The 22,491-nt window shown below is 38.1% G+C and carries 18 protein-coding genes; 5 read left to right on the top strand and 13 right to left on the bottom strand.

The window, feature by feature from the left end; genetic code table 11:
- The first annotated feature begins 21 nt into the window (after positions 1 to 21).
- The gene (locus BVF91_RS04575) at positions 22 to 792 is read left to right on the top strand and encodes an ABC transporter ATP-binding protein (protein WP_085112301.1); all 771 of its coding nucleotides are present in this window, start codon (positions 22 to 24) and stop codon (positions 790 to 792) included.
- 34 nt (positions 793 to 826) lie between these two features.
- Here the strand turns inward: BVF91_RS04575 and uvrC are convergent, their stop codons facing one another.
- The 13 genes from uvrC to BVF91_RS04640 form a co-directional block, all read right to left on the bottom strand.
- Positions 827 to 2,677 carry an excinuclease ABC subunit UvrC gene (gene uvrC / locus BVF91_RS04580; RefSeq protein ID WP_085112378.1) on the bottom strand — a complete coding sequence of 617 codons (1,851 nt, stop codon included), beginning with the start codon at positions 2,675 to 2,677 and terminating at the stop codon, positions 827 to 829.
- A gap of 35 nt (positions 2,678 to 2,712) precedes the next feature.
- Positions 2,713 to 4,140 carry a peptidoglycan D,D-transpeptidase FtsI family protein gene (locus BVF91_RS04585; RefSeq protein ID WP_085112302.1) on the bottom strand — a complete coding sequence of 476 codons (1,428 nt, stop codon included), beginning with the start codon at positions 4,138 to 4,140 and terminating at the stop codon, positions 2,713 to 2,715.
- A complete protein-coding gene (locus BVF91_RS04590; protein WP_085112303.1) occupies positions 4,112 to 5,356 on the bottom strand; it encodes an FtsW/RodA/SpoVE family cell cycle protein in 1,245 nt (414 codons plus the stop codon). The genes BVF91_RS04585 and BVF91_RS04590 overlap by 29 nt, the downstream gene beginning before the upstream one ends.
- Before the next feature lie 11 nt (positions 5,357 to 5,367).
- Positions 5,368 to 5,769: an FHA domain-containing protein gene (locus tag BVF91_RS04595; protein ID WP_014758136.1), complete on the bottom strand. Its 402-nt coding sequence runs from the start codon at positions 5,767 to 5,769 to the stop codon at positions 5,368 to 5,370.
- 12 nt (positions 5,770 to 5,781) lie between these two features.
- Positions 5,782 to 8,562, bottom strand: coding sequence for an excinuclease ABC subunit UvrA (gene uvrA / locus BVF91_RS04600; protein ID WP_085112304.1), 2,781 nt, complete (start codon positions 8,560 to 8,562; stop codon positions 5,782 to 5,784).
- A 42-nt stretch (positions 8,563 to 8,604) separates the two neighbouring features.
- Positions 8,605 to 10,590, bottom strand: a complete 1,986-nt coding sequence (gene uvrB / locus BVF91_RS04605; protein WP_085112305.1) for an excinuclease ABC subunit UvrB — start codon at positions 10,588 to 10,590, stop codon at positions 8,605 to 8,607.
- Positions 10,591 to 10,690: 100 nt separating this feature from the next.
- On the bottom strand, positions 10,691 to 11,407 hold the full coding sequence (locus BVF91_RS04610) for a 2-phosphosulfolactate phosphatase family protein (protein WP_085112306.1): 717 nt from the start codon (positions 11,405 to 11,407) through the stop codon (positions 10,691 to 10,693).
- Positions 11,408 to 11,419: 12 nt separating this feature from the next.
- Positions 11,420 to 12,652 carry a PDZ domain-containing protein gene (locus BVF91_RS04615; RefSeq protein WP_085112307.1) on the bottom strand — a complete coding sequence of 411 codons (1,233 nt, stop codon included), beginning with the start codon at positions 12,650 to 12,652 and terminating at the stop codon, positions 11,420 to 11,422.
- A gap of 9 nt (positions 12,653 to 12,661) precedes the next feature.
- Positions 12,662 to 13,861 carry a S41 family peptidase gene (locus tag BVF91_RS04620; RefSeq protein WP_085112308.1) on the bottom strand — a complete coding sequence of 400 codons (1,200 nt, stop codon included), beginning with the start codon at positions 13,859 to 13,861 and terminating at the stop codon, positions 12,662 to 12,664.
- A gap of 123 nt (positions 13,862 to 13,984) precedes the next feature.
- Positions 13,985 to 15,124 carry a murein hydrolase activator EnvC family protein gene (locus BVF91_RS04625; protein WP_085112309.1) on the bottom strand — a complete coding sequence of 380 codons (1,140 nt, stop codon included), beginning with the start codon at positions 15,122 to 15,124 and terminating at the stop codon, positions 13,985 to 13,987.
- 12 nt (positions 15,125 to 15,136) lie between these two features.
- Positions 15,137 to 16,024: a permease-like cell division protein FtsX gene (gene ftsX / locus BVF91_RS04630; RefSeq protein WP_085112310.1), complete on the bottom strand. Its 888-nt coding sequence runs from the start codon at positions 16,022 to 16,024 to the stop codon at positions 15,137 to 15,139.
- Entirely contained in the window at positions 16,014 to 16,700 is a 687-nt protein-coding gene (gene ftsE, locus BVF91_RS04635) for a cell division ATP-binding protein FtsE (protein ID WP_013787318.1), read from the bottom strand. The genes ftsX and ftsE overlap by 11 nt, the downstream gene beginning before the upstream one ends.
- A 32-nt stretch (positions 16,701 to 16,732) precedes the next feature.
- Positions 16,733 to 17,782: a PucR family transcriptional regulator gene (locus tag BVF91_RS04640; RefSeq protein WP_085112311.1), complete on the bottom strand. Its 1,050-nt coding sequence runs from the start codon at positions 17,780 to 17,782 to the stop codon at positions 16,733 to 16,735.
- A gap of 312 nt (positions 17,783 to 18,094) precedes the next feature.
- On the opposite strand from BVF91_RS04640, the gene BVF91_RS04645 reads away from it, so the two are divergent.
- The 4 genes from BVF91_RS04645 (at position 18,095) to BVF91_RS04660 (ending at position 22,491) form a co-directional block, all read left to right on the top strand.
- A complete protein-coding gene (locus tag BVF91_RS04645; protein WP_013787316.1) occupies positions 18,095 to 19,219 on the top strand; it encodes a class II glutamine amidotransferase in 1,125 nt (374 codons plus the stop codon).
- Entirely contained in the window at positions 19,216 to 20,721 is a 1,506-nt protein-coding gene (locus BVF91_RS04650; RefSeq protein ID WP_013787315.1) for a glutamate synthase-related protein, read from the top strand. The genes BVF91_RS04645 and BVF91_RS04650 overlap by 4 nt, the downstream gene beginning before the upstream one ends.
- A 63-nt stretch (positions 20,722 to 20,784) precedes the next feature.
- Positions 20,785 to 21,225: a 4Fe-4S dicluster domain-containing protein gene (locus BVF91_RS04655; RefSeq protein ID WP_085112312.1), complete on the top strand. Its 441-nt coding sequence runs from the start codon at positions 20,785 to 20,787 to the stop codon at positions 21,223 to 21,225.
- Entirely contained in the window at positions 21,226 to 22,491 is a 1,266-nt protein-coding gene (locus tag BVF91_RS04660) for an NAD(P)/FAD-dependent oxidoreductase (protein WP_085112313.1), read from the top strand.

Consider the following 22,491-nt stretch of genomic DNA (forward strand, 5'->3'; position numbering starts at 1 on the left):
TCAATAAGACGGTGATATATTATGAAAGATGTTAAAGTTGAATTAAAAGATCTGACAAAAAAATTCAAAATCAAGAAAAATATCGTAACTGCTTTTGAAGACATTTCTTTGCAGATCAAAGAAGGTGAATTTTGGTGCTTCGTAGGTCCCAGCGGATGTGGAAAAACGACTCTATTACGCGTATTAGCAGGGCTTGAAGCTCCCACAGACGGGACAATTTACATTAAGCATGTAGATGACAACAAACCTCTTAATTCCATGGTCTTTCAAGAACACGCCATATTCCCATGGATGGATGTAAAAAACAACATCGCTTATGGGCTTAAAATGAGAAAGATGAAGCCTAATCAAATAGACGATATAGTAGACTTCTATATAGACAAGATGGGTCTTACTCCTTTCAAACACGCTTATCCACACCAACTATCAGGTGGCATGAAGCAGAGAGTTTCCATCGCCAGGGCATTTGCCAATGATCCAGAAATACTGCTTATGGATGAACCTTTTGCAAACTTAGATGAACAAAACAGAGTTCTCCTTCAGCAGGAACTTCTAAAAATATGGGAAAAAAGCGGAAAAACAGTCATATTCGTCACCCACAGCATTGACGAAGCTATATTCCTATCAGATAAAATAATGCTTATGACAAGACATCCTGGTAAAATAAAAAACATCTACGATATAAACATAAAAAGGCCAAGAATAATCGAAGAAATAAGATCTTCACCGCAGTATGCAGATATATTTCAAGACATCTGGCTAAGCTTGCGCCAAGAGGTATCATATTCTTAATGATACCTCTTTTCTTATAATTGTTTTTAATTTATTAATGACTTCTAAAATAATCATATACGGCATTAGCAGCCTTCTCATTCATTCCTTCCACTTTTTTAAGCTCATCGACTGTGGCATTTTTAATTCCATCAATTGTTTTAAAAGCATTGTACAATGCCTTCATCCGCTTCTCACCAATGCCAGATATGTTTAAGAGATCGCTTCTTAACTTTTTGCTTTTTGTATCTTTGTGGAATGTAATTGCAAACCTGTGAGCTTCATCTTGAATTTCAGCCACAAGCCTAAAAGCCCTGCCTGTCATAGGCATATCTATTTCTCCATTAGGCGAAACTAATCCTCTTGTCCTGTGCTTTGAATCTTTTACCATACCGTACACAGGAATCTCAACATTTAATTGTTGTAGCACTTCTATTGCTGTCTTGACATGCCCCAACCCACCGTCAACAAGAATGAGATCTGGCATAATGTGGAACTTAGCCTTATCCTCTTTAAGTTCACCAGTCTCAATCTGCTTTTTCTCTTTAAGCCCGTGGGATATCCTTCTTGAGATGACTTCTCTCATGCTGCCGTAATCGTCTTGTCCCTCCACCGTCTTTATGATGAACTTTCTGTAGGACGATCTATGAGGTTTTCCGTCTACAAATACGACCATTGACGCTACATTATCGGTTCCCCTTATATTTGATATATCAAAAGCCTCAATTCTCTCGGCATAGTCAATTCCTATAAGATTGGATAACTCCGATACGGCATCGTTTTTCTGTCTTTCCATCTTTAAGTTTACGTCATTTTTTAAAGCTTCAAGGGCATTTTCATATACCATATCAACCAGATCTTTTTTCTTGCCTCTTGATGGAACGACGATAGACACTTTATTTCCACGCTTTTCAGAAAGCCATTCCATCAAAACATCCTTTTCTTCCATGTCCACATCCAATATGATCTCTTTTGGTACATACGGTGCACTGTCGTAAAATTGTTTTATAAAAGACGCCATAATATCGCTTCTATCCATATCATCAGTATTTTTCATAAAATAATGTTCTCTTCCGCTTACTTTTCCATCTCTTATAAAAAACACTTGAATACAAGCATCTTCTGCACTTCTTGCCATAGATATTACATCTTGATCTTCTAAAGATGCAGAAACTATTTTTTGTTTCTCTGATGTCTTCTCAATTCCGTATATTTGATCTCTTAATTTTGCAGCCTTCTCAAATTCCATGTTTTCCGCTGCCTTTTCCATCTCTTCCTTTAGCTTTTTAAGCAGCACATCCCGCTTGCCTTCTAAAAACATCAAGGCATCATCTGTCAGTTTTCTGTATTCCTCTTTTGTTATACGGCCTGTACACGGCGCTGAGCACAAACCAATATGATAATAAAGACATTCTCTGCCTTTGCCCATATCTCTCTCTATGTTTTTATTGCATGACCTTAAAGGAAACATATGTCTTAAAAGTTTTATCGTCTCCCTTACCGCAAACGCACTGCTGTAAGGTCCAAAATACTTAGCGCCATCCATATCAACTTTCCTGGTAAAGACGATCCTTGGATAGTCTTCATTTACAGTTATCTTTATATAAGGGTAGTTTTTATCGTCTTTAAGCAGTATGTTGTACTTAGGCTTATGCTTTTTTATTAAGTTGCATTCCAATATTAGGGCTTCCAATTCTGTATCTGTCACAATGTATTCAAAATCTGCAACATGCTTTACCATTGTTCTGACTTTTGGAAGCTGATTTGCCTGATTTTGAAAATACTGCCTTACGCGATTTTTTAGTATAACAGCCTTTCCAACATAAATTATCTTGCCACTTGAGTCTTTCATTATATAGACGCCTGGTTTGTCAGGCAATAATTTTAATTTTTCTTCAATATTTATCATATCATCACCTTAAATGGTATATTTACACTATATCAATAGCCTAAATACGCCTTCATGATTTCTCTGGCAATAGGCGCAGCAGTAGCTCCACCAGCACCGCCATTTTCTATGATCACTGAGACTACGATCTTTGGATCGTCAGCAGGTGCAAATCCTACAAACCAAGCATGTGCTTGCCCATGTGGATTTTCTGCAGTGCCTGTTTTGCCTGCAACAGCAATGCCTGGTATCTGCGCCGCCGTACCTGTACCTTGCTGCACAACGCCTATCATAAGCTGTTTTATCTTATCAGCTACATCTTTTGTTATCGGATTTAGATATTTTTCTGGTGTCGTTTTTTCTAATATCTCCCCAGTAACTGGATTTTTGACGTAATCCATAAGATATGGTTTCATGATAACCCCGCCATTCGCAGGTGCCGAAGCCATCAAAGCCATCGTCAACGGCGTGACTAAAATCTTGCCTTGCCCAATGGAGCTTTCCGCCAATTGAACCTCGCCGTTTATCAGCGGAATTGATGGAAACTGATTCTTTTCAACAGGTATGTCAAATGGAACGCTGTCATTCAGTCCATACTTGTTGGCCATAGCTTCTAAATTCGAACGTCCCAACTGAAGTCCTATCTTTACAAAAGAGGTATTGGAAGAAACGTAAAATGCCTTTTGAAACCCTATAGTCCCATAGGCTATGTTGTCATAGTTTGTGATCTTATTCCCATCAACTGTTACATACCCTACATCGTTAAATGTTTGATTGTAAATGTCAGGTTTGTACGTCAAAGCAGCAGAAGCCGTTATAATTTTAAATATTGAACCTGGAGGGTACAATCCCTGCGTGGCTCTGTTTAAAACGACGTGGTCAGGACTATTCATCACACTGCTCCAGTTTTCGCCTAAAGTATTTGGATCGTAGGACGGAGACGATGCTAGCGCCAACACCGCGCCTGTTTTTGGATCTAAAGCCACTACAGCACCTTTTCTGCCTCCTAATAAGCTATACGCCAAATCCTGCAGCCTTTTATCCACAGTCAGTACCACATCATCGCCAACCTGACTTTTTCCTAAAACAGTCTCTCTTAAAAAAGTCATAGGATCTGTATTGATCATTCCAAGCAGTTCTCTGTCGTACGTGTTTTCTATACCTGTACTGCCTTGTTGATATATCCTCCTGCTGTAACCGATTATATCTGCAAAAGGCACCCCATCAAGATACTGCCTAATTTGTTCACCATTTACAATAGTGCTTTTTGCCAGGACATTGCCATTTCTATCGTAAATACTTCCTCTTAAAATCTTTTTTTCCTGTTCAATCAGCCTTTTGTTATAGACGCTGTATGAACTTGTGATAAGTTTATTCTTTTCATATAACTGAAAGTAAGAAAGATACGCTATGAGGCTAAAAAAAAGGATTGAAAAGACGGCAAAAAGTATTTTAATGTTGCGGTTCATACTGTTCAACATCCTCATCCTCTCTTACTGCGATGCCGTTTAACATGCCTAATGTTATAAAGCTCATTACCATTGAACTTCCGCCGTAGCTTACAAAAGGAAGTGTCACGCCTGTCAGTGGTATGAATTTTATGACGCCGCCTATTATTGTAAAAACCTGTAAACTGAATATGCTGGTAAGTCCTATCGCGATCAAAGCACCAAATTCATCTTTGGCCTCTAAAGCGACTTTTATGCCTCTATACATTATCACAAAGTAGACCAAGATTATAGCAACAGCTCCCAACATCCCAAACTCTTCACTAATGGCTGAAAAAATAAAATCGCTGGCTACAACCGGAATATATTCAGGATGTCCCATGCCAAGACCAGTGCCAAAAAAGCCTCCTGCACCTATTGCAAAGAGAGACTGAGCAATTTGGTATGTCTTCCCAGGTACATCCATCCATGGATTTAGCCATGCCTGTATTCTAACGCGAACATGATTAAAAAGAAAGTACGAAATGACGCCTCCAATTCCTAAAAAAGCTACACCTACGCCTGTGTAAAGCACGCTTGAAGTCGCCACAAATATCATAAACATCGTTGTAAGGTAAAACAGTAGTGCAGTACCAAGATCTTTTTCAATTACTAAAACCCCTACAATCAAAATTGTTATTGCGCCTATTTTTATTATGTCGTTTGTATTCTTATGGTCTTTTAAATACCTTGCAAGGTATATTATATAAATTATCTTAACCACTTCAGATGGCTGTACTGAAACGGAACCAAACGTAAGCCAGTTTTTAGAACCACCTATTTCCTTTCCAAATATAAATGTGGAAAACAACAAAATAAAGGATATTGCTAAATACACGTAGTCTCCGTACTTAACCTTGTAAAAAAAATCATAATGGAGAGAAGCGTATGATGAAGCAAAGTACAAAATAAAGCCTATAAATATCCAAGCAATCTGCTTCAATATCAAATCAGGCGCCACTCTGTATATCATTATGAGGCCCATCTCTGTCAAAAAAGAGCTTAGTATAACAAGCTGAATTTCTCCCATGGGAAAAAGCCTAACATGCAGATAATAAACAATGTAAATAAGCGGCAAAAAGGCTATCGTAAAGTAAATCGTATCAAACCCTTTAGGCTTATGATATATAAAAAGCAACATAAAGGCGATTACAAATATCAAAAAAATATCTTTCATAGCCTTCGAGCCAGTCTTAACATACTCTTCCATTAGATACCACCTTAAATCAAAAATCTGTACTCTTCATTCCCCAGTTTTATCACATCTTCATTTTTCAATCTGGCAATGTTTTTTACACGCCTGCCATTTACAAATGTCCCGTTTGTGCTATTTAGATCCTGTATGATGTATTTTTTGCCCTTTTTTCTGATCATGGCATGTTTACTGGATACATAAGGATTATCAACGACTATATCGCAATCATCGGCTCTGCCAATTGTTGTCACTTCAAAAAGGTTGAAGCTACCCATACCTGAAAGAGAAACCAACTTTGCCTTTGTAATCTCTCTTTCTTTTCTTACGCCCTTAATGTCAAGGTAAATAATCTTAAAAACTCTGTACAAAAAAAGATATATAAGCAGTAATAATACATATTTTAATATGTTTGCTGCCAGTTGATACATAAAAACACCTCATTATCTGGCAAGAATTTTTTTCAAAAATTGCCCTGTATACGATAGGCTGTTTTCAGCCACTTCCTCCGGTGTTCCAGTAGCCACAATAGTTCCTCCTCTGTCTCCGCCCTCAGGTCCCATGTCAATGATGTAATCAGCAGATTTAATTACGTCAAGATTGTGCTCTATCACAATTACGGTGTTGCCACCATCTACAAGTCTGTTTAGCACATCCAAAAGCCTGTCGACATCTGCAAAGTGAAGACCTGTAGTAGGCTCATCAAGTATATAAACCGTCTTGCCTGTAGAACGCCTTGATAATTCAGTCGCCAATTTGACTCTTTGGGCCTCGCCACCAGAAAGCTGTGTAGAAGGCTGCCCTAACTTAATATAACCTAATCCCACATCATTCAATGTCTCCAACTTGCTTTTTATCCTCGGTATATTGGCGAAAAACTCCAACGCTTCTTCCACCGTCATATTTAAGACATCAGATATATTCTTACCCTTGTATTTTATATCCAAAGTTTCTCTATTATACCTGTTGCCTTTACATACTTCACATGGCACATACACGTCTGGAAGAAAGTTCATCTCAATCTTTATTATGCCATCGCCACTGCAGGCCTCGCACCTTCCACCTTTAACGTTGAAGCTAAAGCGACCAGGTTTATAACCTCTCATCTTGGCATCTGGCGTATTTGAAAACAGCTCTCTAATAGGATCAAATACGCCAGTATACGTGGCTGGATTTGATCTGGGGGTTCTTCCTATAGGTGACTGGTCGATATTTATGACTTTGTCTATACTCTCTATTCCTTCTAATGCATCATATTTCCCAGGCAAGTCTTTTGCTTTGTACAATTTTTGTGCCAGCGCTTTGTAGAGAATTTCGTTTATAAGTGTGCTTTTGCCTGATCCAGACACACCTGTTATACATATCAGTATACCAAGCGGAAACGTGACATCTATATTTTTCAAGTTGTTTTCAGCCGCACCGCGAATTGTCAAGTAGTTGCCATTAGGCTTTCTCCTCGTCTTAGGAACATCGATTTTTTTCTTCCCGCTTAAGTACTGACCAGTAAGAGATTCTTCACATGCCATGATGTCTTCTACTGTTCCTGCAGCGACAATTTTACCACCGTGCTCCCCAGGACCTGGACCTACGTCGACGATGTAATCTGCAGCAAACATGGTATCCTCGTCGTGCTCAACCACAATCAACGTATTCCCTTGGTCTTTCAACTTTTTAAGGGAATTTAAAAGCCTTTCATTATCTCTTTGATGAAGCCCTATGCTGGGTTCGTCAAGTATATAAGTAACTCCTACCAATCCTGAACCTATCTGGCTGGCAAGCCTTATCCTCTGAGACTCTCCACCTGACAATGTACCTGCATTTCTTGAAAGAGTAAGGTAATCCAATCCTACATCTTTTAAGAAATTAAGCCTTGCTTTAATCTCTTTAATTATCTGATGTGCAATAAACTCCTCCCTTTCTGTCAATTTAAGCTCATCCATAAATTGGAGAAGTTCTGTCACAGAAAAATCTGTCATCTTGTTTATAGGTATGCCACCTACAGTTACAGCCAACACTTCGGGTTTTAGACGAGCACCATGGCAGTCAGGGCAGACGATTGGCCTCATGTACTTTTCTATTTCTTCCCGCATAAAGCTTGAATTAGTAGAATTATACCGTCTCTCCAAGTTATTTACTATTCCCTCGAATCCATGCCTTTTGCCGTTTTTATCTTTCCCATACAACAATACATTTATCAAATCATCGCTGTACTCCTCTAATGGAGTATCCTCACTATATCCATAGCTTTCTACAAGGTTTAAAATATTTTGATACGTGTAACTTTCCTGTGATACGATAAATCCAGAAAACACTCCATCTTTTAACGACTTGCTTCTATCTCTTATAAGCAAATCCGGATCGATTCTCATAAATTCACCTAACCCAGCACACGTTGGGCAAGCACCATAAGGGCTGTTAAAAGAAAACATCCTTGGAGAAAGTTCTTCAATGCTTATGTTGCAGTCAGGGCATGAATACTTCTCAGACATCGTAAAGCTTTCTTGCCCTATGACATCAATTGTGACGATTCCATCTGACAGCTTTAGTGCAGATTCTATTGAATCTGTAAGCCTTGACTCGATATGTGGTTTTACAATTATTCTGTCTACAACAACCTCTATAGTGTGTTTTTTGTTTTTTTCTAATTTTATGTCTTCGCTTAAATCGTACATTATACCATCTATTCTCACTCTTACGTATCCGCTTTTCTTTACGTCTTCCATGAGCTTCTGGTACTCGCCTTTGCGTCCTCTTATGATAGGCGAAAGGACTTGTATCCTTGTGCCTTCATCCAACTTCATTATTCTGTCTACCATCTGATCAACTGTCTGCATGGAGATCTCTCTGCCACATTTAGGGCAATGTGGTATACCTATCCTTGCATACAATAGCCTCAAATAATCGTATATTTCTGTAACCGTCCCTACTGTTGAGCGAGGATTTCTGTTAGTAGTCTTCTGATCTATGGATATTGCAGGTGACAAACCTTCGATGTACTCCACATCTGGTTTGTCCATCTGTCCTAAAAATTGTCTCGCATAGGCTGACAAAGATTCTACATATCTCCGCTGTCCTTCCGCATATATCGTATCAAATGCCAATGACGACTTTCCTGAGCCAGAAAGCCCTGTTATAACGACAAATTTGTCTCGGGGTATTTCAACATCTATATTTTTTAAATTGTGGACTTTTGCACCTTTAATTACGATTTTATCTATTGCCAATTTGCTTCTTCCTTTCATGTGTGTGAAAAATTGCAATAGCAATCATATAGCATTTTTCATCATCTTTTGAAGTTCAAATATCTTATCCCTGAGTTTTGCGGCTTTTTCAAATTCAAGGTCTTTTGCAGCTTTTTTCATCTCTTTTTCAAGCTCATTTATCATTTTCTCAATAGACACCTTGTCTATTACTTCTGCCTTCTTCACTTTATAAGTGCCCTTATCTTCAGCTACCTTTGTAGCCTCTATCACATCTCTTATGCCTTTCACAATCGTCTTTGGCGTAATGCCGTGCTTTTTGTTGTATTCCATCTGTATGGCTCTTCTTCTATTGGTTTCATTTATGGCGTTTTTCATAGATTCTGTTACAACATCTGCATACATGATGACTCTTCCCTCTGCATTTCTTGCAGCACGTCCTATAGTCTGTATAAGTGAAGTTTCAGAGCGCAAAAAACCTTCTTTATCTGCATCGAGAATGGCAACTAAAGCAACTTCAGGCAAATCCAAACCCTCTCTCAATAGATTTATTCCAATTAAGACGTCAAACTTGCCTAACCTCAAATCTCTTATTATCTCCATTCTTTCTATCGTTTCAATATCCGAATGAAGGTATTTGACTTTTACGCCCATGTCCCTAAAATAATCTGTCAAGTCTTCAGCCATCTTTTTCGTCAAAGTCGTGACTAATACTCTGTATCCTTTTTCAACAGTCATTTTTATTTCGCTTAGTAGATCATCTACTTGTCCTTTAACAGGTTTAACAACGACTTCTGGGTCTACAAGCCCTGTTGGCCTTATTATCTGTTCAACAACTCTTTCAGAGTGCTCCAATTCATATGGCCCTGGTGTAGCAGAAACACATATAAGCTGATTTATCCTTTCTTCAAATTCCTCAAATTTCAAAGGTCTATTGTCAAATGCAGACGGAAGCCTAAAACCAAAATCTACCAAAGATTCTTTTCTGGCTCTATCTCCATTGTACATGCCTCTAATCTGCGGTATTGTGACATGTGATTCATCGATGAACATCAAAAAATCGTCAGGAAAGTAATCCAATAGCGTATAAGGCGGGCTTCCCGCTGCTCTGCCTGATATGTGCCTGGAATAATTCTCAATTCCAGAACAATACCCAACTTCTTGAAGCATCTCAATATCGTAATTAGTCCTCTGTTTAAGCCTTTCAGCTTCTAAAATTTTCCCTTGATCTTTAAGCTCTTTATACCTTTCTTCCAGCTCTTTTTCTATGCTTTCTATGGCTTTTTTTAGCTTTTCCTTCGATGTAGCATAGTGTGATGCTGGAAAGATAGCCACATGACTTCTTTCGCCGATTATCTCGCCAGTCAATACATCTATTTCTGTGATTCTATCGATCTCATCGCCAAAAAGCTCGATCCTGATTGCTTTGTCAGATGATGATGCTGGGAAAACCTCTATCACATCACCTCTTACCCTAAACTTGCCTCTTACAAAATTTATGTCATTCCGTTCGTATTGAATGTCAACAAGTTTCTTTAAAATCTCATCTCTATCTTTTATCATACCGGGCCTTAAAGAAAGCATAAGCTCCTCATAATCCTCCGGATCACCTAATCCGTATATACATGAAACACTGGCAACGATAATCACGTCTCTTCGCTCGAAAAGGGCTGCAGTAGCTGAATGCCTAAGTTTATCAATTTCTTCGTTTATGGATGCATCTTTTTCAATATAAGTATCTGTCTGTGGAACATAAGCCTCTGGTTGATAGTAGTCATAGTAACTTACAAAGTATTCTACAGCGTTCTCTGGAAAGAATTCTTTAAACTCTGCGCAAAGCTGAGCTGCTAAAGTCTTATTATGTGCAATTACAAGTGTAGGTTTATTGACATTCTTTATGATATTTGCCATAGTGTATGTTTTGCCAGAACCGGTGACCCCTAACAATGTCTGACACTTAAGGCCCATGTTTACGCCTTCTGTCAATTTTCTTATTGCTTCTGGCTGATCACCTGTAGGCTTATAATCTGATACAAGTTTGAACTCACTCATTACAAACACCTTCTATAAACATTCCCAAGCATTTTATAATATTATACCATATATAAAAAATCAACACAAACATATGTTTTTAGCCGGCATGTGCCGGCCTTTAACATATCTTTACTACGCCATTTATGTATTTAGGAACAATTGAAAACATATCTATCCTTGTGCAAAACTCCACATCATCGTGATAACCTAATTTTTCAATCCTGTTTAAATGATAACCGTATTTCATTATGCCTAAAACATTGTCTTTAAATGATTCATATAGAAAATATGACGCCTTTGACAAATCGTCACTTTCATACGGCTTTAGTTCTTTAAGCTTATGCAAAATAGCACCGGCAGTTATAATATCGTCGATGGAGAATTTCCCCTCAGTGCCAGCACAGATGATTACTACATCTTTGTCTTCTTTTTGGATGTATTCTGCAATAGATGAAACATTTAAAAGACATCCAACAACCACATCATCTGATGAAGAAGCCTTTTTTAAAGCCCTCGTACCATTAGTAGTCGTCAATATGATAGTTTTACCTTCTACAACATCTTTTGAATATTCCAAAGGCGAGTTGGAAAGATCAAAACCATCGATTTTGACGGCATTTCTCTCGCCACCTAATAATATTTCATCTTTGTCAAAATTGTAAGACAAGTTTACAGCTTCTTCAATATCAGCTACTGGTATAACCTCTTTTGAACCATTGACAAGAGCTGTCGTTATGACACTGGTAGCCCTAAGCGTATCTATGACAACCACCAATTTGCCTTTCAATGTTTTATCAGAAACAGCATTGTATGTTTCATAAGTTTCTACAAACATCTGCTTTACCTCCTAATGCTTTTTCGTAAACTTCCGCAACAAACTCTTTATCAAACCTCCATTTTCCATGTCACTTATGCTGTATAAATTATCCGGATACTGTGGTACGATAAGCAGTCCAAGCCAATTTATCCCCTTGCAATTTCTGTATTCATATCTGACAAAACTGCCATCAGCCTCTCTTACTGTAATAAACAATATGGTTGGATTTGTTGAAAGCAATCTTTTAATGTCATCTTCACTGTTAATCTGAATATCATTTATCTTTAAAATCACATCGCCTGGCTTTATTCCAATCTGTTCAGCAGGAGAATTTTTTACTACAGACAGCACCATCAAACCAGTATCTTGGTATTCAAAAAGCGGTTTTTTCGTCTTTTCTTCCCTCTGCCCAATTATAATGATTAGCTCATGTGCCAACGGTCCAAAGATAGCCGCAATCCATTTGAAAATATATATTTTAATGCTTAAAAGAGATAATCCTATCAATATTAAACTAAAACCCAGAAGCCTTATTGACGATCTATGGGCTCTTTTCTTAGGCATCTCTGTAAGAGCTATATCTCCATATCCAAGTGCAGCAACTACAGGTATCATGATAAATACAATATCTTTTAAATTTGAAGAAGGGCCTAAGAGAGGCCACCAATCAGGCATGTTTATGGATGATGCACCACCTAATATGGCTGTCGTCGTAGACAAGGCAATGAATGGTATAGGCCAAAATTTCTGCATCGTATATCCACCGGCAACATTGCCGTTTTTTAGCCTTACGAATACAGGTACACTGTTGGCTGCACCATCCAGGTAAATGAGTATGCTTTCCATCAGGTGGAGAATACCCACTATAGCCATAAGCCCAGATACATTTACGTTTGGATATCCAGTTATCAAGCTTATAAGCGATACAATCCCACCAGCGTAAGAAAAACATATATACCTTGGATTTATCAGCATTAACAGTATTGCAAGTGGAAATACGTATTCTATACCAATATTGTCTATTGTTATTCCTAAAAAAACTATTACTATGCTTCCCAATATGCCTATCAAGAAACCATATATAACGGAATCCAAAACCTGATCTTTAAGGGGTGTTTGCTCTTTTCCCACCATATGCCTTTCAATCTCTACATTCCTCTTGTACTGGAAGTAGATAAAGGCAACGACAAGCCACATGAAAGGGTTTAAGATCATCAACGCAATAGATTTAATGATAAGCCATATTAAATTAATGTATATCATATAAACACCTTATTTGATCTCTGATTTTACTATGTCGTATGCTTTTATAAGCTGTGTATCGCCTTTTAAATCCGGTGTGTCCGTCACGACATAGTTTTTTGGAAGCTCAACAACGTAGTTTGGCTCAATGCCCTTCCCTTGGATGTTTACACCGCTTGGCGTGTAGTACCTTGCAGATGTGTACTTAAGAGCAGTACCATCGCCAAAATCTATGACAGACTGTACCAAACCTTTGCCAAATGTCTTTGTGCCCACAAGCACTCCAACCTTTCTGTCTTTTATTGCGCCTGACAGTATTTCAGAAGCACTGGCGCTTCCGCCATTAACAAGGACAGCTATCGGCTTTTGCAACCCTGGCCCTTTTGCATATATCACTTGATTGTCCTTGCTTTGTCTGCCTTTTGTAGATACTATAAGCCCCTTTGGCAAAAGTTCATTAGCAATATTTACACACTGTTCCAATATGCCGCCTGGATTGTCTCTTAAATCTATGATAAGTCCTTTTAAGCCCTGTGATTTAAGACCATCGAGAGCTTTTGTAAAATCAGCAGATGTGTTTTCATCAAACATCGTCATCTTAATGTAGCCTATGTTGCCTGGCAGCATAGTGCTGCTTACCGTCTGCAGTTTGATTATCTCTCGCGTCAGAGTCTTAGTAATAAGCTTATTGTCTCTCATCAAAACAAGTGATACTTTCGTGCCTTGAGGCCCTTTCATCAAAGAAACAGCTTTATCTAAATTATTTCCATTAACCTTGACATTGTCTACAGATACTATTATGTCGCCAGATTTTATTCCGGCTTTCTCTCCCGGCGTTCCTTTCATTGGCGAGACAACTACGATATGCCCATCTTTGTCAACTGAAACCACGATGCCAACACCTGCATAAGAGCCTGTCGTCTGTGTAGTGAAATCTTGGTAATCTTTTTTATCCATGTAAACCGTATATGGATCTCCAAGAGAACTGGCAAGGCCCTTTATTGAGCCATCAACAAGTTTAGATTGATCTATCTTATCAACATAATCATTTGTCAGTATGTTCTCAACTTGAAAAAGCTTGCTGTACTGCTTAATAAGGTTGTACTCTTCTCTCGGCACAATCACCGAACCGCCGTACGCAAGTGGAATAAGCCTTGTAAGGTAGAAAGTCATTATGCTGCTTACAAATACAAGTAAAATCGCGCCAGCAACCATTCTTTTTTTGTTCATATATTTATCCATTCCTTTCTTTAAAGCCAAAATATTAAACTGCCAAGCATCAAAACAGTTCTCTAAATTATATGATGTTACATCTTATTATACAATAATATGGTGACAAAAAAAATAGACTGGTTATTTTAACCAGTCTAAAGGATTTACGGGCACTCCATTTTTCCTTACTTCAAAATGGCAATGAGGCCCTGTTGACAGCCCGGTGCTACCGGCTTTCGCTATCTGTTGGCCTCTTTTCACCGTTTCACCGACTGTAACTAAAAGTTCAGAATTATGACCGTATAAAGTGGTTATGCCGCCGCCATGGTCAATTATAACTGCGTTTCCGTATCCACCATAGTATCCTGCATATATGACTTTGCCATCTGCTGCAGCAACTATGGCGGCTCCATATAATGCAGCTATATCAATCCCTGTATGCATTATATACTCATGCAAAATAGGATGATATCTTGTCCCAAATGGCGATGTTATTGTTGAACTGCTGGGAACAGGCCATCCAAGCTTTCCACCTGTATAAACAGTGTTAGATGACTGCAATTTGGCTATGGTGCTCTCCAATTGCTTTGACTGCTCTAAAAGAGCCTTTTCTTGCTCCTCATATAGCTCTTGTTGCCTCTCTAAATCTCTCATGAATCCTTCCCTTGATGACAAGGCAACTTGAATATCTCTTTTTCTGGCCTCTACCTGATTTTTATAATTTTCTGCATCCTGCTTTGCTATAGCTAATTGCTTCGTCTTTTCCTCAACAGTCTTTCTCTGCTGCTGATATGAATTCAAAAGATTGACATCAAACCCAACAAGCCTTTCTACTAAATCAAGCCTTGTTACAAAGTCAGCAAAGCTTTTTGCACTTAAAAGCACATCAAGATAACCTGTTTCTCCACCGCTTATGTACATGGCCCTTACTCTTTCTTTCAATACATCCCTTTGACTTTCTTCCGTCTTTTTGGCCGTATCAAGCTCTTGCTGTGCTTTATTTAATTTTGCTATCGCATCATTTAATTTCGCCTCTGCATCGTTAAGCTGTTTCGTAGTATCGTTCAATTTCATATCGAGATCTTGTATTTCCTTTTGTATATCCTGCTTTTGACTTGCAATCTGGTTCTGCTTAGCCTTGTTTTGACTTATAGCGCTTTGAACATTGTTTAATTTGTTTTTTGCGTCTTGCAGTTGGTCAGCTCTGGGAAATGATGTCGTAAGAAGCATCACTGAAATTAATAATGTAAAAATTATCTTCCTCCATTTTCCTTCCCTCAATAATATACCTCCTCAGACATTTAAAAATCTCTTTATAGATATGCCACTGCCAATGGCACCTATTAAAGAACCCATAGCCAAAAAGTACACAAGTGATTGCTTTATCACGACACCTGCAGGAAGAAGCGTAAATATAATCAATTTGTTGTTCACAAGGTCTGAAGCATATCCGTATATAAAGCCCAATATAGCTATAGCCAGCACTGAACCGACAAGCCCTAACACAATGCCTTCTACAAGGAATGGCCACCTGATAAACCAATCTGTAGCGCCAATATACTTCATGATGTTAATCTCTCTGCGGCGTGCAAACACTCCCAATTTAATTGTGTTTGAAATTATTACAACTGAAATTATAAAGAGAATAAGTATTACAAAGAGGCCAACAATCCTTATTATCTTTATAATTCCCAGCAGTTTATCTACCACATCTTGTCCATAGCTTACCTGCGTTACACCGTCAATCTTTTTTATCTCTTCTGAAACTTGCTTCATCATGTTTGCATCTGTCACTTTGACTATAAAAGACTGCGGCATCGGATTGTCATTTTCCAAGCCATTTACTAAATAGCTTTTGTCGCCCAACTGCTTTTTAAAATTATTAAGAGCGTCTTTTTTAGACTCAAACGTTATGGATTTTACACCGCTTATTGCCTTTATCTCCTCACCCACTTTTGCCACTTTAGCAGCATCATAATTATCATTTATGAATGCTTTAAGCTCCAATTGCGATTCAACTTGGCTGGCCATAGAATCCACGTTAAGTATGATTATCAAAAACAGCCCTAATATCAGCAGTGCCGCCGTAACAGAAGTAATAGATGCAACTGTCATCGCTCTGTTTCTTTTGACATTCGTAAGACCTTCTTTTATGTAATATGCTGCAGTATTAAGCTTCATATCCGTAAACACCTCTCATCTCATCTCTTACTATATTCCCTTTTTCAAGAGCAATGACCCTTTTCTTCATCGAATCAACAATATCTTTCGCATGTGTAGACATTATTACAGTTGTTCCCCTTTTATTGATTTCAGACAGCAATTTTACTATTTCCCATGACGTATCAGGATCTAAATTACCCGTAGGTTCATCAGCCACAAGAATCGAAGGCTCATTTACAATCGCCCTTGCAATTGACACCCTCTGCTGTTCGCCACCAGACAATTGCTGCGGATATGAATTGGCTCTTTCGCTTAATCCAACTAAAGACAAAACCATCGGTACCCTTCTTCTTATATACTTAGGCTCAGCTTCCACAATCTGCAGTGCAAATGCAATATTCTCATACACTGTTTTATTCGGCAAAAGTTTAAAATCCTGAAACACTACGCCAATATTTCTCCTTAAATACGGCACTTCTTTTCTTTTCAACTTTGTTATATCTTTTTTATCTACAAAGATACTTCCTGTAGTAGGAATTTCTTCTCTCAAAAGAAGCTTTAATATCGTAGATTTCCCCGCACCACTTGGCCCCACCAAAAAGACAAACTCGCCATTGTCAATCGTAAAATTGATATTTGAAACAGCGATAATGTCATTTTTGTACTTCTTTGAAACCCCAACAAATTTAATCATTTCCTGCAACATTCCTTTCGAAATTATTTTTACTATGGCAAAAATTTCGCAAACGTCATTAAAACCTTAAGTATTACGGCATCATTAAACTGTTTAGGATCAAATCCTGTCAACTTATGTATTTTATCTAATCTATAAACTAAAGTGTTTCTATGGATGTACAAATCTCTTGATGTCTCGCTTAAATTCAAACTATTCCTGAAAAAAGCATTGAGAGTCGTAACAAGTTCATCGTCATTGAAATAATCCAAATTGCTATCTGTAAAAGCCATAAGAAACCTCTTAATGTCATCATCTGAAAGCTTCAATAACAGCTCCTCTAAAGCATAGCTTCTGTAAAAGTAAATCCCCTTCTCATTGTTATCAATTTTTTTCCCAAATTTCAATGCTGTAGACGCTTCATCATAGCCTTTGCTTATCTCTTTAAAATTGTAGGCTTTGTTTGAAACACCCATATCTATCCTAATATATATTTCGGATTCTATTGTATCCTTTAAAGTTTTTGCAGCCATATCAATATCCGTTAAAGCTGTCTCTAAAAGCAAAACAGCAAATCTATTTTCACTTAGAATGATGGTTTGATAGCTGTTCTTTTCAAATATGTGCCCCACCATTTTATAGGCATCATAAATCTGCTCACTTGACTCAATTATTATAACTCTATAAAGTTCTTTTTCCTCAATTTTAAATTTTTGAAAGTAATACTCCATCTCATCGCCTTTTAAATCACCTAAAAGAAGCTTTAAAAGCAAGTCGTCTTTCGACAACTGATTTGACATGTGTTCAAAGCTCATTGACAACAGCATGACAATGTTTCGAGCCTTCTCACCAGTACCTTTAACGCCGACAGTCAAAAAACGCCATCCGTTTACAAATATGTTGTAGAAAGTCATGGCTTGACATTCGTATACATCCTTTTTATCTATAAATTCTCTGTTTACGACAAAAATTCCTTCTTTTTTTAAAGAATTTTCTTCACCTGAAAAGATCAACTTGCCATCTTTATCGATGAGATATATTGGAACATCTACATATCTTTGAAAATCTCTAACGGCTTTTTTAATATTATCGTAAATACTCATACAATACCACCTTAATATAAAGTATATAATAATTATACAATATTTTGTAGTAGAAAAAATAGGTATTGTAGAAATTAACAAAATTTTGCCGTAAAATGTCACAAGCGTTTTTTGACAAAACTACTTTATGAATTTCTACATTTTTGTATTGCAATTTTCAAAAAATGTAATATAATATTGATAACACTCTTATCGAGCTAAAAATTTGGCTTCAAACGGTTTACTGTAAGAATATGCTGCAGTAAACTTTTTCTAAAAATTGCAGTTTACAAAAAAAATATTGCACATAAAAAATTTTAAGGGGGTTATAAAATGTTGAAAGAAGGAAATATAAGGATACCTTCTGGGTGCGCTATTAGCGGCATAATAGATAGATCTGGAGCGGTTTTTTCTGGCCAGATAATTGCCGATTCGATTGCAACGATGCATGATAGATCAAACGGCCTTGGTGGTGGTTTCGCTGCCTATGGCATTTATCCTGAGTTTAAAGAGCATTACGCATTCCACATGTTTTACGACAACACAAAGGCAAAACAGGAAACTGAAGAATTGCTTAAAGCAAATTTCGTCATAGCTTACGAGGAAAAAATACCTACAAGAAAAACAGAAAGCATAAAAAATGCTCCTCTTATCTACAGATACTTTGCATTGCCTAAACTTGAAGTGTTAAATGCCAATGAAATTACCGATGAAGATTTCGTCGTTAAATTTATCTTCAATGTAAATAAAAACGTGGATGGAGCGTATATTTTCTCCAGCGGCAAAAACATGGGTGTCTTTAAAGCAGTTGGTTATCCAGAAGACGTAGCTGAGTTTTACAAATTAGAAACTTACAATGGCTACATGTGGACAGCTCACGGCAGATTTCCTACTAATACTCCTGGATGGTGGGGCGGTGCACATCCTTTCAATCTCTTAAACATATCAGTAGTACACAATGGAGAGCTTTCTTCTTATGACACAAACAGAAAGTATTTAGAAGAATTCGGATATTCTTGCACACTTCAGACAGATACCGAAGTCGCTGCATACATCTTCGATCTACTGTTAAGAAAGCACAATCTACCTGTGTCTTTGGCGGCAAAAGTCGTAGCGTCACCTCTGTGGAATCAAGTTGAACGCATGCCTCAAAAGGAAAGGGAACTTTATCACAGTCTCAAAATGATATACAGCAAAGCTTTATTGAATGGTCCTTTCTCACTCATCGTAACATACGATAATGGCTTCATCGCCATCAATGACAGGATAAAATTAAGACCATTAACAGCCGCAAGCCACGGTGATGTAATTTACGTGGCAAGCGAAGAATCAGCTATAAGGCAAGTCTGCAAAAATCCTGATAGAGTATGGATACCTAAAGGTGGAGAGCCTGTAATTGCAGAGATGGATCAGCAAAACGTCTCTGAGATTTTCAATAAAAAGGAGGTTACTGCATGAGCCTTAATTACCTTACACCAGAATTTAAAGTGATAAGAGATTACGATAAATGCATAAACTGCAAAGTCTGCATGAGACAATGCGCAAATGAAGTACACAGCTACGATGAAGATTTAGGCAAAATGGTAGCTGACGATTATAAATGCGTAAATTGCCAAAGATGCGTCGTAATGTGTCCTACACATGCTTTAACAATAGTAAAACATCCTCAAGTTTTCAGAGAAAACGCCAATTGGACTTACGATGCCATAAGAGATATATACAGGCAAGCAGAAACAGGAGGAGTTCTTCTGTCAGCCATGGGAAACGACAGGCCATACCCTATTTACTGGGATAAGATGGTGATTAATGCAAGTCAGGTTACAAACCCTTCTATAGACCCATTAAGAGAGCCAATGGAGTTAAAAATTTTCATAGGGAGAAAGCCAGATAAAATAGAATTAGACGAAAATTTAAACGTGAAGACAAAAATGCCTCCACAGCTAACATTAAATTACCCTATAATGTTTTCCGCCATGTCGTATGGTTCAATAAGTTACAATGCTCACGCATCACTGGCAAGAGCAGCAAAAGAATTAGGAATATACTACAATACTGGTGAAGGCGGTCTTCATAAGGATTTTAGAAAATACGGTCCTAATACAATCGTTCAAGTGGCATCAGGTAGATTTGGAGTTGATAGGGAATACTTAAAAACTGCTGCGGCAGTTGAGATAAAGATTGGTCAAGGGGCAAAACCTGGAATTGGCGGTCATTTGCCTGGTGAAAAAGTAAGCGAAGACATTTCCGAGACAAGAATGATACCTGTAGGCAGCGACGCCATATCACCTGCACCACACCATGACATCTACTCAATTGAAGATTTAAGTCAATTGATATATTCGCTAAAAGAAGCAACAGACTACAAAAAGCCTGTCGGTGTGAAAATAGCTGCAGTCAACAACGTGGCAGCCATAGCATCTGGCATCGCAAGGGCTGGTGCTGACTACATCGCTATAGATGGTTTTAGAGGCGGTACAGGTGCGGCTCCAAAGCGCATAAGGGATAATGTAGGCATTCCCATCGAGTTTGCCATAGCATCAGTAGATTCAAGGCTTCGCTCAGAAGGTATAAGACACACCATCTCCCTCATAGCAGCAGGCAGCATAAGAAGCAGTGCTGACATAATAAAAGCTATTGCGTTAGGCGCTGATGCAGTCTATATAGGTTCTGCGGCACTCATCGCACTTGGTTGTCACATGTGCCAACAATGCTACACCGGAAAGTGCAATTGGGGAATAGCTACTCAAGATCCTAATCTCGTAAAAAGATTAAACCCTGAAATAGGATACAAAAGGCTTATAAATCTCATTACAGCTTGGGGCCATGAGATACAGGAGATGCTTGGCGGTATGGGTATAAACGACATTGAAAGCCTAAAAGGCAACAGGCTTATGCTAAGAGGAATAGGCATGACACAGAAAGAACTGGATGTATTAGGCATACTGGCAGCCGGAGAATAAAATCTTTTAATATTACATTTATCAACTATTAATCTACCATATTGAATGAAAGGATTGAAATATATGAAGAAGGTTTATGCCAAGGAAGAAGTTTGCGTTGGATGCAAACTTTGCGAGGTATACTGTATAACATCCCACTCCAAGTATAAAGATGTTTTGAAGGCATACAAACTCGACAGCAACCGTCCAGCTCCAAGAATCGTTGTAGAAGAAAATCGTCCATTATCCTTCTCGCTGCAATGCAGACACTGTGATGATGCTCCATGTGTAAAGGCTTGTATAACAGGTGCAATGCAAAAAGATCCTGTAACAGGTGCTGTAACTTGCGATACCGATAAGTGTGTAGGATGCTGGACATGTGTCCTCGTTTGTGGATTTGGAGCAATCGTAAGAGACACAAACAATAAAATTGCTTCAAAGTGCGATCTGTGTGCAGAAGCTGGTGAGCCTGCCTGTGTAAAAAACTGTCCTAACGAAGCTCTCGTCTATGAAGGAGGTATATAGATGAATATAGTAATAATCGGAAACTCCGCTGCAATGGTTGGAGCAGTGGAAGCCATCAGAAAGTACGACAAAACGTCAAATATAACCGTCATATCTGATGAAAAATACCACGTGTATTCCAGACCTTTAATATCGTACTACCTTGCAGGGACAGTTACAGAAGAAAAAATGACATACAGAGACAAGGACTTTTACCAAAAAAACAATGTGAAAGCCATTTTTGGTGTAAAAGCAGTATCTATTGATGAAAACAAGAAAAATGTCATGCTTGAAAATGGCGATTCTGTATCGTACGATAAACTGCTTATAGCAACAGGTGGCAAGCCATTCGTCCCTCCGATAAACGGCCTTGAAAAGAAAAACATCCAGACATTTATAAAACTTGACGAAGCAAAAAGCTTAAAATCAAATATCAGGCCAAACTCAAAAGTAGTCATCGTCGGAGGCGGACTTATAGGGTTCAAAGCCGCAGAAGGACTTCATGAATTAGGAGCAGATGTCACCATCGTTGAGCTTGCCGACAGGATTTTAAGCACTATCCTTGATAATGAATCCGCATCTATAGTAACAAAAAGGCTTACAAACGACGGTATAAAGATTAAGTTAAATACAACAGTAGATGAAATTATAGGTGACGACTATGTAAAAGAAGTACATTTGAAAAATGGTGAAACATTGCCTGCCGACCATCTAATATTTGCAATAGGCGTAACTCCAAATACAGATGTTGCAAAAGGAACATCCATAAAAGTCAATCGCGGTATATTGGTAGATAAACATATGAAGACTAACCTTGACGATGTATACGCTGCTGGAGATGTGGCTGAAGGATACGATATGCTTATCGATTCAAACAGAGTCGTGCCTATATGGCCCAGTGCCTACATGCAAGGAGAGATTGCTGGTTTAAACATGGTAGGCATTGAAAGTACCACAAAAGGTACATTCCCAATGAATTCCATAGGCTACAAAGATACTTACATCATTACAGCCGGAATCATAAATCCTCCAGATAGCTCTTATGATGTGATAACAAAAGCTGATTATGACAAAAACTCTTATAAAAAAATTGTGCTTAAAGGTAACAATATTGTAGGCTTCATACTGATAAACGATGTTGATAGAGCAGGAATATATACAGGACTAATAAGAGACAGAATAGATGTTTCCCCATTTAAAGATCATCTTATGAAAGATGATTTCGGATACGTGTATTTCCCTAAAGACTTACGTAAATCCAAAATGTTGGATCTGGAGGTGCATTAA

This window comes from Thermoanaerobacterium sp. PSU-2 (assembly GCF_002102475.1).
Classification (GTDB): domain Bacteria; phylum Bacillota; class Thermoanaerobacteria; order Thermoanaerobacterales; family Thermoanaerobacteraceae; genus Thermoanaerobacterium.